This window comes from Tychonema sp. LEGE 06208 (genome assembly GCF_015207505.1).
GTDB lineage: Bacteria > Cyanobacteriota > Cyanobacteriia > Cyanobacteriales > Microcoleaceae > Microcoleus.
In genome coordinates this window covers 15273-28967 of record NZ_JADEWT010000081.1, presented here as the reverse complement: position 1 = coordinate 28967, position 13695 = coordinate 15273, and the positions used below count along the sequence as shown (strand labels likewise).

General features: G+C 44.6%; 14 protein-coding genes and 1 pseudogene. 5 read left to right on the top strand and 10 right to left on the bottom strand.

Annotated elements, in window-relative coordinates:
- From IQ263_RS19740 to IQ263_RS19720, 5 genes and pseudogenes are all read right to left on the bottom strand, one after another.
- Positions 1–518 (bottom strand): annotated as a pseudogene (locus IQ263_RS19740) (hypothetical protein); the annotation flags it as partial.
- 176 nt (positions 519–694) lie between these two features.
- Positions 695–982: a type II toxin-antitoxin system RelE/ParE family toxin gene (locus IQ263_RS19735; RefSeq protein ID WP_194069524.1), complete on the bottom strand. Its 288-nt coding sequence runs from the start codon at positions 980–982 to the stop codon at positions 695–697.
- 6 nt (positions 983–988) lie between these two features.
- On the bottom strand, positions 989–1270 hold the full coding sequence (locus IQ263_RS19730; RefSeq protein WP_194069523.1) for a hypothetical protein: 282 nt from the start codon (positions 1268–1270) through the stop codon (positions 989–991).
- Positions 1271–1340: 70 nt separating this feature from the next.
- Positions 1341–2762, bottom strand: a complete 1422-nt coding sequence (locus tag IQ263_RS19725) for a CHAT domain-containing protein (RefSeq protein ID WP_194069522.1) — start codon at positions 2760–2762, stop codon at positions 1341–1343.
- Positions 2763–2775: 13 nt separating this feature from the next.
- A complete protein-coding gene (locus IQ263_RS19720) occupies positions 2776–3015 on the bottom strand; it encodes a hypothetical protein (RefSeq protein WP_194069521.1) in 240 nt (79 codons plus the stop codon).
- 390 nt (positions 3016–3405) lie between these two features.
- On the opposite strand from IQ263_RS19720, the gene IQ263_RS19715 reads away from it, so the two are divergent.
- The 4 genes from IQ263_RS19715 to IQ263_RS19700 all read left to right on the top strand — a co-directional run bounded on the left by IQ263_RS19715 (position 3406) and on the right by IQ263_RS19700 (position 8415).
- Positions 3406–4050, top strand: a complete 645-nt coding sequence (locus IQ263_RS19715) for a hypothetical protein (RefSeq protein ID WP_194069520.1) — start codon at positions 3406–3408, stop codon at positions 4048–4050.
- A 30-nt stretch (positions 4051–4080) separates the two neighbouring features.
- Positions 4081–5031 carry a DUF1822 family protein gene (locus IQ263_RS19710; RefSeq protein WP_194069519.1) on the top strand — a complete coding sequence of 317 codons (951 nt, stop codon included), beginning with the start codon at positions 4081–4083 and terminating at the stop codon, positions 5029–5031.
- Positions 5032–5060: 29 nt separating this feature from the next.
- On the top strand, positions 5061–7520 hold the full coding sequence (locus IQ263_RS19705) for a CHASE2 domain-containing protein (RefSeq protein WP_194069518.1): 2460 nt from the start codon (positions 5061–5063) through the stop codon (positions 7518–7520).
- A 64-nt stretch (positions 7521–7584) separates the two neighbouring features.
- A complete protein-coding gene (locus tag IQ263_RS19700) occupies positions 7585–8415 on the top strand; it encodes a DUF928 domain-containing protein (protein WP_194012804.1) in 831 nt (276 codons plus the stop codon).
- A 133-nt stretch (positions 8416–8548) separates the two neighbouring features.
- On the opposite strand, the gene tsaB is transcribed toward IQ263_RS19700, so the two are convergent.
- The 3 genes from tsaB to IQ263_RS19685 form a co-directional block, all read right to left on the bottom strand.
- Entirely contained in the window at positions 8549–9256 is a 708-nt protein-coding gene (gene tsaB / locus IQ263_RS19695) for a tRNA (adenosine(37)-N6)-threonylcarbamoyltransferase complex dimerization subunit type 1 TsaB (protein WP_194069517.1), read from the bottom strand.
- A 2-nt stretch (positions 9257–9258) separates the two neighbouring features.
- Complete coding sequence (locus IQ263_RS19690; RefSeq protein WP_194069515.1) at positions 9259–10968, bottom strand: serine/threonine-protein kinase; 1710 nt, start codon at positions 10966–10968, stop codon at positions 9259–9261.
- Between the two features lie 324 nt (positions 10969–11292).
- Entirely contained in the window at positions 11293–11541 is a 249-nt protein-coding gene (locus IQ263_RS19685) for a Ycf34 family protein (RefSeq protein ID WP_194069513.1), read from the bottom strand.
- 108 nt (positions 11542–11649) lie between these two features.
- Between IQ263_RS19685 and IQ263_RS19680 the strand changes: the two genes are divergently transcribed.
- Complete coding sequence (locus IQ263_RS19680; RefSeq protein ID WP_194069511.1) at positions 11650–12903, top strand: CCA tRNA nucleotidyltransferase; 1254 nt, start codon at positions 11650–11652, stop codon at positions 12901–12903.
- Positions 12904–13096: 193 nt separating this feature from the next.
- On the opposite strand, the gene IQ263_RS19675 is transcribed toward IQ263_RS19680, so the two are convergent.
- On the bottom strand, positions 13097–13447 hold the full coding sequence (locus IQ263_RS19675; RefSeq protein ID WP_194069509.1) for a DUF952 domain-containing protein: 351 nt from the start codon (positions 13445–13447) through the stop codon (positions 13097–13099).
- 35 nt (positions 13448–13482) lie between these two features.
- The gene (locus tag IQ263_RS19670) at positions 13483–13680 is read right to left on the bottom strand and encodes a hypothetical protein (protein ID WP_194069507.1); all 198 of its coding nucleotides are present in this window, start codon (positions 13678–13680) and stop codon (positions 13483–13485) included.
- Positions 13681–13695: the final 15 nt, after the last annotated feature.

The window sequence follows — 13695 nt, the reverse complement described above, 5'->3', positions numbered from 1 at the left end:
TTAAGAGACAGGGTTTGGGGATTGGGGAATTGGTAGATTTTGGGAGGCTGCGGTGGGGCTGGGGGTTGGGTTGCAGGACGATCGACCGGTGCTGCGATTTGTGAGTCTGAGGGGATAGTGGCAGGTTCTGAGGTGTCGATCGTCGGCGGTAGGGGTTCGGAGGTTTCCGATTCTGCGGGCAATACTTCCAATTGCACGCCGTACTGCCAAGGTTTTGCTGGTGTCGATCGAGGATCTGGCAAGCAGGAGAGTTCCCACATTCCCGGTTTGAGTCTGGTGTAGGGAATGATCACGACTAATCCTTCGGGGTTGGTGCGTGCCGATCGGCTTTGGACTTTCCGCTGCGGGACTACTCCCTCGAAGGATGTGTAGGTGACGCGAATTTCGATGTCGGTGTTGGGGTGCTGGATGCGAGCAACGACGCGGTATTTGCCTTCTAGAATTTCCACGTCGGCGGTTTCTAGGGGCAACCAGGCGCGATCGCCTTCTTTCTGCAGTAAAAATTCTAGTTTTTTCATCTTTTCTTTTCTCTAGAAGACCCCCGCTATGTTGCTGAAAGGTTTGCGGTACGCGGTTTTTTTGCAGCTACAGGAATTGAATTACTATATGTTCTACAGTTTATCACCTCGATCGGTCAAGAGTTACGTTCAGAAAGATAGATAGGCGATCGAGAAGTCGGCATTTGGCTCCCTCGCTAAAATTGTCCTTCTATATCCCGCGATTGATGCAGGACTCTCACAATCTCGACTTTTTCTAGGAGAATTCTGTAGAAAATAATGTAAGGTTTGACAGGAAAACTTCTCAATCCTGTGAGGAGTTCATTTCGCTGTCGCCCCATATTCGGAAATTGGGCAAGCATGGGAAAGCGATCTAGCAGTCGCGCCAGTTGGCGATCGGCGGCAATTTCATCCTGCTGTCCCAAATAAATCCATATATCTTCTAAATCTTTTTCGGCTTGCTGGGAAAGGCGATAACGATTCACAGGTACTTACTCCTGTTTTAGGCGTTGTTGCCCCCGTTGTTTGATAGTCACCAGAAGATTCGGCAGACAAGAGTCATCATACTCTGTATATTGTCCTGTCTGAAGCTGCCCGGCGCCGATAGCGATTTCCTGCTTCAGAGTTTCTCGATCGACCTTTGTAGTGTCTGAAGTTTGATTTGGAGTTAGAAGTTTATGGATCAGGATGTGGCGCTCTTCCTCGGTGAGAGCGAGGATAATTTGGGTGAGGGTATCGATGAGTTGAGTGTTGATCGTGGTTGCTTGGGTCATATGCGATCGGAGAATGGTTGCATTAGAGGAGGGATAACGTTATTTTAACTTAGCCATTTTCAGTCAGAATTTACCAAGGACTGCCGATCATATTAAAAGCTGCCCAATAATAAGGATGCGATAAATCTTTGCTGTCTAGTTGAGGGACAGACAGAGGTAAAAAAACTTCGCCCCTAGAGCTTTGCAATTGACCATTATTTATGGTTAATTTACCTTCGATCGCAGCAATTTGTGCTTCCCTGAGAGCTTCAGATTTAATAATAGGAGGATCTTTCGGCTTGTTGACTTTTAAGCGCTCGTAAAACTCGCTCATCAGCGCCAAAGTTCCCGCATCGCTGACGTACCACAAACTGGCGAGGGCAGATTTTGCTCCCGATTGCAGCGCTAAACCGGCAAATCCGAGTTCTGCTTCTTTGTCTCCCAAGGCGGTTCTGCAGGCGCTCAATACTAACAGTTCCAGAGGCGGATTGTTCCATTTTAAATCTCTCATTTGATCGAGTCCGAGTCTGGTGTCCCAAAATTGAATGTAAGAGTTATTGGGAGCTCCGGGGCGAAATTCGGCGTGGGTGGCGAGGTGGATGATGCCGTACCTTTGTTGCAGGCGCTGCGATTGCAAGTTTACGAGGGTGAAATCTTCGTTGAGAAAAGATTTACCTGGCCACTCTTGGACGATCGTCCTTAATTCTAACGGGACTGCAGGTAGCGGTTGTTTGTTCGCCGTTTCCGAGAAAATAGATGCTCCCATTGCTAAGACTTGGGTGTTTTTGAGGTTGCCGTAGTTAGTGTTGGTGAATTTGAAGGCGGGGATGCGGGCGAGGCTGTATTTTTGGATCAGAAATTGCTTTCCGTCGTGCATTGCTGCTAGGGGTACGGTTCGCAAACCTTCGCCAACGCAAAACAGCAAGGTTTCAATTTTTGCTATTTGCAAATCTGTTTCTAGGGGTGCAATTATCCATTGATAAAGTTGTTGGGCTCCTTCTAAATAGCTGGTTGTGCTGAGTTTGGCGGGGTTGGTGATTTCGCTGTTGAATTTTTTGACTGCTGACAGCAATATTTCTTGTTTGGCGGATGGGACGCTGCGGAGAATTGGCGGGCGATCGGGCAATATTAAAATTAATTCGAGTTGGTCTGTGCGCGGGATGGCGTAAATTAAAGCTGGTTTTTTCTTGGTTTGAACTGCTAGACGGGAGAGGGTTTTTGATATTGCTTCGGCGGTTTTTTCACGGGCCCCAAAGTCTTGTTGCAAGTATTTTTGATAGTCTTCTTCCCAGTCTTGTTCGATTCTGGTGACGGCTTCGGTGAGGTTTCCGCGATCGAGCAAATTTCTCATTTCTTGCCCGTTAAGCCCACCTGGGGCTGGGTTTTGGGCCATTGTAGGCAGGTTCGCGGTACTCCAACAGAAAAATATTGCTGTCAAACAGTAAAAAATAGCTGTTTTAAGTTTTTTGGGAGTCGCGTGTTTTTGAGGCTGCTGCGGGGATTGTTGGTGCATGGTTTTGGGGCAGTTATACCATTTTTGATTTGCAACGATTGAGAATCACTGACTGAAGCTGCATTTTTTTTGCAGTGGTATTAACGGCGCATTTGGCGACAGCATCTTTTTCGGAGTGTAATAAGCGTTTTTGGGAGTGCGATCGTCCTGTGCTGGCGAGCTCGATTATAGCATTCAAGACAAATGCCAAATATTTCCCGTAGCGTGTGCCGCCTTCCCTGCCGCTCGATCGCCCAAAACCAACCCCAAACATCTGCTGTAGGGTGCTTAGGAACGAAAATTTAATAACTTAAACACCTCCTACAGTCCTCTCTCTATCCTCTAAGCCTTCCTCGCCTCAGAAGCATTACCAGGCTCTTCCTGGTAAGTAGCAACAAGCCTAATCTCTTCTGCATGAAACGTCGGCACTGCTGGATTCCTGACGCACCACCACCATTGACAGCACCCAAGAATTTGCGAGTTATGTAAAGTTTTGTAACTTTTGCAGAAGTTTTGCGTAAAAATCCCAGATCCCCACAGATAGACAAATAGAGGGCTATGCAGGAGGATGGGCGCCAGTCAATCTCGATCGGCTTGTTAACCAATCTCCGGCGACCTGCATCCGCTTTGCCGACTATTTTTTTGAGTACCCTTGGAACAAGAGATGCCTACTAAGGATGAAATTGACGATCGGCTCAAACAGCTAGCCATAGCTGCTCAAAATCACCAGCCTAAAACTTTAGGGCAACGGCTAGCTATGACCAATTTTATGGCGGAGGTTGAAAAATACAAAATCGTTAAATGTCCCAGAAATACAAAATTTACCCCCGAAATTTATCGGGCAATTTGTGCAGAAGCCAAATCGGACTTAACGTTGCGAATTTGCCGGGAAATTCACAACTATCGACCTGAGAAAGAAGTCAGTCAGTGGGTCAACTTCTTGATGCTTAAATGTTTTCAGCAAGCTACGCCTAAAGTTATAGGTAAAAAAGAGTTTTCTATTGAATACTGTGGAGATATGGATCTAGTTTTTAATCAAATACAAAAGCAACACTTGCAAAATAAATCTGGTCAACTTGAAGCTGCTTTGAGCGATATCATTGTAGAAGATCCGGGAGGTTTTTTTGAAGGCGAAGTGATGAAAAAGTACCCGCAGGTCAATTTTAAATTTTTGTTGGTGAAGAAAGTTATAAAAGATGAAAGTTGGCAGGAAATATCCGATGAGTTAGGAGTCAACGTTTCTAGTTTGAGCACTTTTTATCAGAGGTGTGTAAAGAAATTTACACCCAGATTCAAAGAATACTTGTAGAACATTATGTACCAAAAGCAGGGAGTAATCATGAATAACACAGAAGTTGATTTAGTTTTGACAATGCCGATCGCCCCAGCAGCGCACCTGAGCGCTCAAAGGCTGTCGCAGCAACAAACAGACCCGAAAAAAGCCAAACAGGTTTATCTGAATGCTTTGGCGGTGCACGCAGTGGATTTTTACTTTCAGTGTATGGAAATAGACACTGATTTGACCGCTAGCAATATCTGGAATCCTGCGATCCAGAAATTCATGGATGTTGCAGATTTGGAGGTCAAAAATCTTGGTAAGCTGGAGTGCCGCCCTGTACGTGAGGGTGAAGAGTTTGTCTCGATTCCGGCAGAAGTGCGATCGGACAGAATCGGTTATGTTGCCGTGGAGATAGCCCAATCCCTGGCAGAGGTGAAGTTGCTGGGATTTGTCAAAAAGGGCGATCGAGAAAAAGTTCCAATTAGTAAGTTGGAATCCATCGAAAACCTGCTAGAATACCTGGACGAACTCCAGCCAAAATACTTGGACGAACTCAAACCAGTGCATCTCATTCAATGGTTGCATAATGTTTTCGACATCGGCTGGGAGGCCGCCGAAAAAGTGTTTGAATCAAGACAAAAATTCCAGTTTGATTTCAGGAGTAGCCAAACTTTAGAGATGAGCAATCCTGCTAATAATGTCACTCAGATTAAACGCATAAAAACCCTAGAATTGGAGCCTGGAGAAAGAGTTAATTTACTGCTGGGAATAATGCCAACAAATCATGGGAATCTTGATATCTTGATAGAACTTTGTCCGGCAGATAACCAAACTGAATTACCCGAAGATGTGGAATTGATAGTGTTGGACGAACGAGGAAAAAGTTTGGTGCAAGCTAGAGCTAATAAAACCGATAGCTTGCTATTCAAGTTGAGTGCAGAACCGGGAGAACAATTTAGCGTTAAAATTGCTTTGGGTGATTTTAGCGAGAGTGAATTGTTTTTCACCTAATCATCAATTATCCATAGGGGGTAAGTGTTATGAGCAAGTTAGTTTATCTCAAATTAGATGGCAATTTGCCAAGCCAAGGTTTTCGAGTTACCTTGGAAATCAAAGAGGATGACGGCGACTCCTTGGCTGACATTACTAGCATTTTACCTGCAAATCCCGAGTTAGCAGCTTTAGTAAACCAACATTGGTCTCAAAAATATCGCTCTTTGGGAATGCCTTCCCGGAACCATAAAAAAAGAATTTTTCCAGCCTTGTATTCTCTGGTAAGAGCGGGTAATAAAACAATTTTTCGCTCCAAATCTTTCTCTTGGCGAGTTAAGGTTAAAGAAGCAGACACTAGAAGTTCCTTGAAGAAATGCCAGGAATCCGGCCAGCAACTAGCAGCAGCCATGAATATTTGGCTGAAGTCAGAACAGTTTCGAGAAATTGATACGCGACTGAGAGAGAAATTAAATGATAATGAAGATATTAGGGTATTAATTCGCACCGAAGATCCGAACTTGCACAAATTACCTTGGCAGTTGTGGGATTTGTTTGACAATTTTCCGAAAGCTGAACCGTCGCTCGGTCAATTAAACTTTGTTAAACTACAGTTTCAGAAACCTCTCCGCAAATCTAAGGTGAAAATTTTAGCTATTTTGGGAGATAGCCCTGATATTAATGTCAAAGAAGATGAGAAAATCCTGAAAAATTTGTCTCCTGATGCTGAAGTTAAAGTTTTAGTAGAACCCAAACGCAAAGAGATTACTGACGAGCTTTGGGAACAATCTTGGGATATTATATTTTTTGCGGGGCACGGTGAAACTGAGGATGGTACGGGAAAAATTTATATCAATAAAGATGATTGTTTAACTATTGATGAGCTGTGGGTTGGTTTGAGAAAAGCGGTGGATAATGGTTTGCAGCTAGCAATTTTTAACTGCTGTGACGGGTTGGGTTTGGCGACAAAATTAGATGATTTCCAAATGATTCCGCAAATGATTTTAATGCGGGAGTTGGTGCCGGATGTTGTAGCTCAAGAATTTTTAAAATATTTTCTGACAGAGTTTGTAGCTGGCAAGTCTTTGTATGCAGCAAAGAGGGAAGCTTGCAACCGTTTGGGGGATTTAGAGCATAAGTTTCCTTGTGCTAGTTGGTTGCCGGTAATTTGGCAGCATCCGACGGCGGTGCCTCTGATGTGGAGCGATTTTTTGATTGAGTCCGATGCGCCTGTTGTTGCTGAAAATTTGACGGCGGTTCCTAGGTATGAGAAAAGACCGCCAGTTAAGGGTTTTTCGCCCTTGAAGTCGGTGATTTTGGCGAGTGCGGCCTGTACCGTGGCGGTGATGGGAGCGCGTTCTCTGGGGGTGATGGAGGTGTTGGAACTGTCAATGTTCGATCGACTAATGAGGCAGCGGGAATCTGAATTAATCGACAATCGGTTGCTGGTGGTGCAAGTGACTAACCAGGATGTTGACAAGTACGACTATCCGCAAACTGATGCTATTATAGCCAGGGCGATCGACAAATTACTCCAATTTAAGCCTGCAGCAATTGGTTTGAATATGCACCGAAATTCGCCAAAGGAACCGGGCAGAAAAGATTTGATTGCCCTTTTTCAAAAGAATCCCAATCTCATTGCTGTCTGCACCTACAATGCACGCAAAATCACGGAGCCACCCCCAGAATTATTGCAAAGTAAATTAGAAAATCAAATTGGTTTTATCAATTTACCGCCAGATGAAGCGCGTGACAATAAAGGTAGAAGTATTCGCCGCCAACTTCTATCTTATCACCCGAATCTTTCTAATTTCAAGGATAGTTGCAAAGCTCCGAATAGCTTAAGTTTTCTGTTGGCGGCGCGATTTTTGGAAAATCAAGGCATAAGATTGGAAAAAAACCAGAATGAAGAGTGGGTAATTGGCGGTGTTACATTCAAAAGATTAGCCTCTCGTACAGGAGGTTATCAACCGTTAAAAGAGCCAAAAGTCAGTCAAGTATTGCTCAACTACCGCGCTAACCCCAAACCAGCTTTTAAGGTGACGCTGCAAGAAGTATTGTCAGGGAAAATAGACCCGGATTTAGTCAAGGGTAAGATTGTCTTAATCGGTCATACTTCGGAAGTTTCTGAGACTGAATTCGATACTCCTTACGGTAAAATGCCGGCAGTTTGGATTCACGCTCATATGGTGAGTCAAATTCTCAGCGCTGTAATTGATAAAAGGCCGCTATTGTGGATTTTACCTCAATGGGATCGGTTTCAGTGGGGAGATGCGGTTTTTGTGTGGCTGGCTGCTGTGACTGGCGGGTTGTTGGCTTGGCGTTGGCGATCGCCCTTGCTATTGACGATCGCCAGCGGTGCTATGATTTTTGTGTTGTATCAAGTTTCTCTGATAATTCTGATTTTGGGGGGCTGGATGCCTTTGGTTCCTGCGGTTTTGGCTTTAGTTACGACCGGTGGTATGTTGTTTGTGTACGATCGCTCTTCACAATCGCAAACAAAGCTGTGACGTTTAAAACCGCGCCCGTACAGGCAAAATCCGCCTCTACGGACTGGGAGAGATGAGAGGTTTTATGTATAAAATGCAATTGCAGTTAGTGTTGGGTTTCATTTTGGCGATCGATGCTACATCAGCGATGTCAAATTCTGCTAATCTGGCTATTTTAGCAGACAATGGTTTGCTGGAAAATCATTCAAGTGCGATCGGGCAAAACGCCAAATCCAACAGCAAACCGAAGGTAAAAACACCAGTCAAGCAGCCCGACAAAAACACTACACCAGGGGCCGGATCAAAAGTATCGACAACTAGCACACCACCCGATTCTAATACTAGACCTGGTGGCGGTCTCGACCCATCAAAATCATGCAAAAGCACAAATAAAATACTCGCCCTGCTAGTACCCCGCCAAAATCCAGTATTCACAACTTCTGCCCATCCTACCTTTTGGTTTTACATTCCCTATGCTGCCGAAGAGATAAAAAAAGGAGAATTTGTCCTAGTCACTCAAGACGAAAAAACCTTAATTTACAAAACTTCTTTCCAGCCACCTAAAACTCCTGGCATTGTGAATATTAGTTTACCTACATCTCCAAACTATGCTTTACAAACAGAGCAATCTTATCGTTGGTATTTGAGAATATACTGCAAAAACAATACAAACAATCTAGCCGATTTGACAGCCCAAGGAGGACTGAAAAGGGTAGCCACAACTGCTGAAACAGAGCGTCTGATTAATGCAGCCGCACCTGATATTTGGTACGATTCATTGACTCGTTTGGGCAATTTGCTGTTAGCTTCTCCAAGCGATGAAAAATTGAGAAGTGACTGGAATAAATTGTTAGAGTCTATTGGGGAAAAAGAGTTAAGTCAAGAACCGCTAGCCGGCCCGGTTGTGATACCATAAATTACAATTGTAGAGTTTTTCGTCCTCAGATCGTTTCCGATGCAAGCGGAAACGATCTGATACGAAAACCGCAGATTTCAGGCAGATAAACACAGATAATTTTAGGATGTTTTTCTAATTTTGCAATTCAAGTCTATTGTCCCTTCACGGGATGTTGCCCGTAATAAGGCAAAGCATCCCACCACTCAGGGCGACTTCCTTGTTTCCACTGCAAATAAGCCAATTCCAACACACCAGAAACCGACGCACCCAATTCGCTGCCAACTTCAATCAATCGATAGGAATTTTCCCAACTTTCCAACTTTTTCTGCCAAGATTCCGCCGTCATTACCGTATCTGTAAACAACTCAGTTACACCAGAATTACTGTTAGCTGCATAAACCGCCCCAAACAATTCCCCGCGCCCTGCAGGCATTTGCAGCGCGATATCCAAAACCTCCCCCTTATCAAGGGGTAATTCCTCACTCAAAAGCCCCCCCTTAGCAAGGGGGGGTTGGGGGGGTTCCAACCAAGCCACAGCCGCCAAAGTTGAAATCGCAAAAACCGGAATATCCAATTGTTGAGCCAAAGTCCGCGCCGTCACCATACCCATGCGAGTGCCGGTGAAACCTCCGGGCCCCTTCGCCACTGCAATAAAAGCCAAATCCGCCCAAGTTTGTGGCTGGATAAACTCGATTAAATGCTGGTGCAAATCCGTTGCTAAACTGCGGCCCAAATTCCAAGTTTGGCAGCGAGAGTCGCCGGAAAAATTGCTAATTGCTAAACCTAATTCGGGAGTTGCCGTGTGCAGGGCTAGGCCGTATTTTTTAACTGATATTCTGTCTTGGGGATTGCTATTCACGATTAATGATAATTTTCCTTTACAAAAAACAAGGGCAAAGCGACAACCAAACAACCCAAAATAACGCCAAATATTCCCGTATTTAAAATTCTGGAATTACCCATACCACCAGTTATCAGAAACAGCAGGACCAAACTGGCAAATAAATTTTTATTTGCAAATTCTTTATTTTGAGAAACTTGATGTTTTACCGTCATAAAACCCGATGCAACTATTAGTGCAAATATTGAATTAAAAATGACTATTTGAGAGCCAAAGATAAACCAAACCAAAGCAAACATTAGCGAATCGATCCAAAAATCCGTATTTTTTAACTTCGGTAGCCAAAATTCTTGGGTAGCAACAGGGGCGATTTTGTTGATTAATTGATTTTGGTGCAGTCGCACGATTTTGTTTCTTAGTTTAATCTTGGGATCGATTTGCAATACTTCCTTCCACTCTGGGATGCGAGAATTGTTGACTCTTCCCAATAGCTTAATGGCTGTGATTTGATTTAACTGCAAATCGGTTAACCGGGTGGCAATTATTTGGGATAGGTGCGGGTAGTAAATGGGGTTGTCTTCGGTTCGGTTGATGACGATATTTAGTTTTTGTTTGGCTTGACTGACTTGGATTGTAACATTGTATGGGGCGATCGCATCTTGCAAAGCTTGCTGAATTTCGGCTTGCTGTTGGCGAGTGAAAAGCGACACACCGGGCGCAGGTGTCACCACCCGTTCTGCGGACGTTTTCGGCGCATCCAGCACAGGCTGTCCCTCTAAATACACCGGCTTGGGGTTTAAGTGCCGGATGACCGCTGATGCTGAATTGTAGCGCCGGTTGGTGGCACTTTGGAGCATGGTGTCGAGGATGCGGCCGAAATCGTCGCTAACAGCAGTCTTCAAATAATTTCGCCAAGCCCAAGAATCCTCGGCGCTGTCGAACAAGTCGAAGGGAGGAATGTGAGTCAGCAAGTGAATGCAAGTAACGCCCAAACTATAGATGTCGCTAGCAAAAACTGCTTTTCCCATCAATTGTTCTGGGGCTATATAAGCAGCGCTGCCTATAATTGTACCTGTTTGTGGCAAGCCGGTTGTTGTCACTTTCTTAGCTGCACCAAAGTCTACTAAAACGATATCTTTTTGGAAAGGAGAGGGTTGATAGGAACTTTCTAAGGCTGGTAAGGGAGTTGGAGATAGGCGGCGGCGAATGATATTTTCTGGTTTAATATCCCGGTGAATGACTTTGGATTTGTGGACGAAGTGGAGCACTGGTAATAAATCGTTGAGGAGTTTCCGAATTTGAGTTTCGGTGAATGCTTCTTTTTGTTCTAATTCTCTGGCTAGGTTTTTGCCGTCTATAAATTCTTGTACTAAATACTGTCTCCCGTCTTGTTCAAAATGGGCGATTAATTCTGGAATCTGGGGATGTTTTCCCAAAATTTCTAGCTGGGATGCTTCTTGCTGAAATAGTTGGGCGGCTTTTTCGGCTGCGGTGTTTTGCGGCAAAAATTGCTTGATTACGCACTGCGAAAAAATCAGGGGTTTTGTTTCATCAACTGCTAGGAAAGTTCTACCAAAGCCTCCTTGTCCGATCGCCTTTATGGTACGGTAGCGAGATGCTGATGCCGAGTTTTCGTTAGTTAACAACAATTTCGATCCGCAACTTTGGCACAATTCTGCATCCCCTGAATTTTGCGGATTCTGACAAGTTGGGTTTAAGCAATAGGACATTGGATTTTATATTTTATATTTTGGATTTTTAATTGTTTACTGTTGTTTGTTATTGGTTATTGGTTATTGGTTAGTTGTTATTGGTTAGTTGTTATTGGTTATTGGTTATTGGTTATTGGTTAGTTGTTATTGGTTAGTTGTTATTGGTTATTGGTTATTGGTTATTGGTTAGTTGTTACTGGTGAATTGTTAACAACTAACAACTAAGAGGGCCCGCACGCACCATCCACCCCCCCTACCAACTAACAACTAACAACTAACAACTGCCAACTAACAACTGCCAACTGCCAACTGCCAATTGCCAATTGCCAACTGCCAACTAACTTAAGTCGGTACGAGTTCGCCCGGCCGCAATGAGGCCCATTTGCCGGTCTCTTGCTTAAAACTTTCACAGCCGACTACATCCCATTCCATTTCTATTTCGTCTTGGCGGGGGCGGATGTTGACGTTGATGGTGGGTTCTACGGGGTCAAAATCTGGTGTTTCGGTGAGGTGAATCTGTTCGTGCTGTTCTTCTACGGCGTGGTAGGTGAAGCAGCGGTCTACATAGTGGCAGTTAATACAAATACACATTCTTGATATCCTCTGTGCATTTCAAAAAAATTGGTGAATTCTGAGCTTTCTGTTAATCTAGCTTAGCAAGAGTTTAATGGTTTGTAAGGAAAGTAGATTTTTGTTGCGATGCCGATTAATTTGCCAACTGCGCTATCTCCTGAGACTTGGCCGTTCGATTTGGAACTGCTGACACCGCCTGTTTATCTGGTGGGCGGTGCGGTGCGGGATGCGCTGCTGGGACGCCGATCGCACTATTTTGATTTGGATTTCGTTATGCTAACACGGGCGGTGAAGACTGCTCGAAACATTGCCGATCGCACCAAAGGCGGATTTGTCTTGTTGGATGCGGAACGACAGATTGCGCGGGTGGTGTTTGCGGGCGGTACGGCGGATTTTGCGGAGGCTTTGGGGGGGAGTCTGGAGGGGGATTTGTTGCGCCGGGATTTTCGGATAAATGCGATCGCCTGCAATCCTTTTACCGGAGAAATCATCGATCCTTTGGACGGTCAAACTGATTTGCGGTTGGGTTTGCTGCGGATGATTTCGCGATCGAATTTGGAAGACGATCCGCTGAGGTTATTAAGAGCTTACCGCCAAGCGGCGCAGTTGGGTTTTGCGATCGAGCCGGAAACTTTGGAGGCGATTCGAGAATTAGCGCCGCTGTTGAGTCGGGTGGCGGTGGAACGGGTGCGGACGGAATTAGGTTATTTGTTGAGCAATCATAACGGTATTCCTTGGATTTGTCGCGGTTGCGAAGATGGTTTGTTTTCGATTTGGTTTGCAAGTGCGATCGACCGTTTCGATATCTTGACAAAAATCGACTCCTGTGCTGCTGATTTGGCAGCAATTTATCCAGACTTGGGGAGAGAATTTGGGCGATCGATTCGAGATACAATTAAAACGCCGTTGTTGGCAGTTGGGAAGTTAGCTATTTTAGCAAATTCCGACCCGACAATCGCTGAAACAGAGTTGCTGCGGTTGAAGTACAGCAATGCAGAGATTAAAAGTGCGATCGGGCTTTTGAAATACTTGCCCAAACTGCAAGCAAAACCGATTGCAGAAATGTCCCTGCGAAAACAATATTTTTTGTTTCGGGATGTAGGAATAGTATTTCCAGCTTTAGCAGTTTTAGCCCTAGCGGCGGGAGTCGCAGTTGATGATATTTCCCTGCTAATTAATCGCTACCTCAATGCCGATGACATTATCGCTCATCCCACCCAATTAGTTAGCGGCAATGAATTAATGGAATCTTTGAAAATTCCCAGAAGTCCGCTCATCGGTCAATTATTAATGGAGATTCAATTAGCGCGGGTAGAAGGGATAATTGCGACTCGCGAAGAGGCGCTGAAACTGGCCGCCGACTTGATTGAAGTTGATTAATATTTGGGAAATATCGCAACAACAATCTTGCTAGAAGCCAGTTTACCAACCATCTGTAATTCACATCCCAAATATCTAGAAACTAGCCCCAGCGACAATCAGTAAATGCGCCTACATTAATCTGCGTTGCATCTGTGTTGCACCTGCTTGACATCTGCAGTTGAATTATCAATCAAAAAACAATGCAATAAGTTTATTTAAGGCTGGCTGTTAATTCCGCCGGCAATTGAAACTTACCATCTGCACCCGCTTCCAACTCAAAAAATTGCAACACAGCATCAACATTCAGCGGCCCGTAAATGTGGGGGTAATCTTCACCAGCGGCAAATTCATACTTAACTTCAGATTCCACTTTCTCCGAATCAATCCACAGCAGCAACAATCCTGTTTGTCCACCAAAAAATTTATTAGCAGATTTCACAACTTGCGGCAAAGTCGAACAGTGGATAAATCCTTCAGTATCTAGCGTATCCCCGCGATAGAATTGCACTTGTTTGGCTTGTTCCCACTCTTGGCTGCGGGTGATGTGAAAGATAACGCTCATAATTAGATTGGTTTTAAGTGCGACTGGTACAAAACTTACAAATGCGGGGTCAAAAACTCGGTTTCTGTACCAAAATATTTCGCTATTAGCGACAATTTTTCAAAGAAACCGGATTTTTTGCCTTCGTTGCGCCGCAGTACAATTCGACAAGGAAAACTTCCGCCGCAACTTACTGTCAGCGTCTTAATTTTAGCACCGATCGCCCGCGCTGCACCCGGAGCCGCGCCAGTCATTTTTTCTGTTTGCTG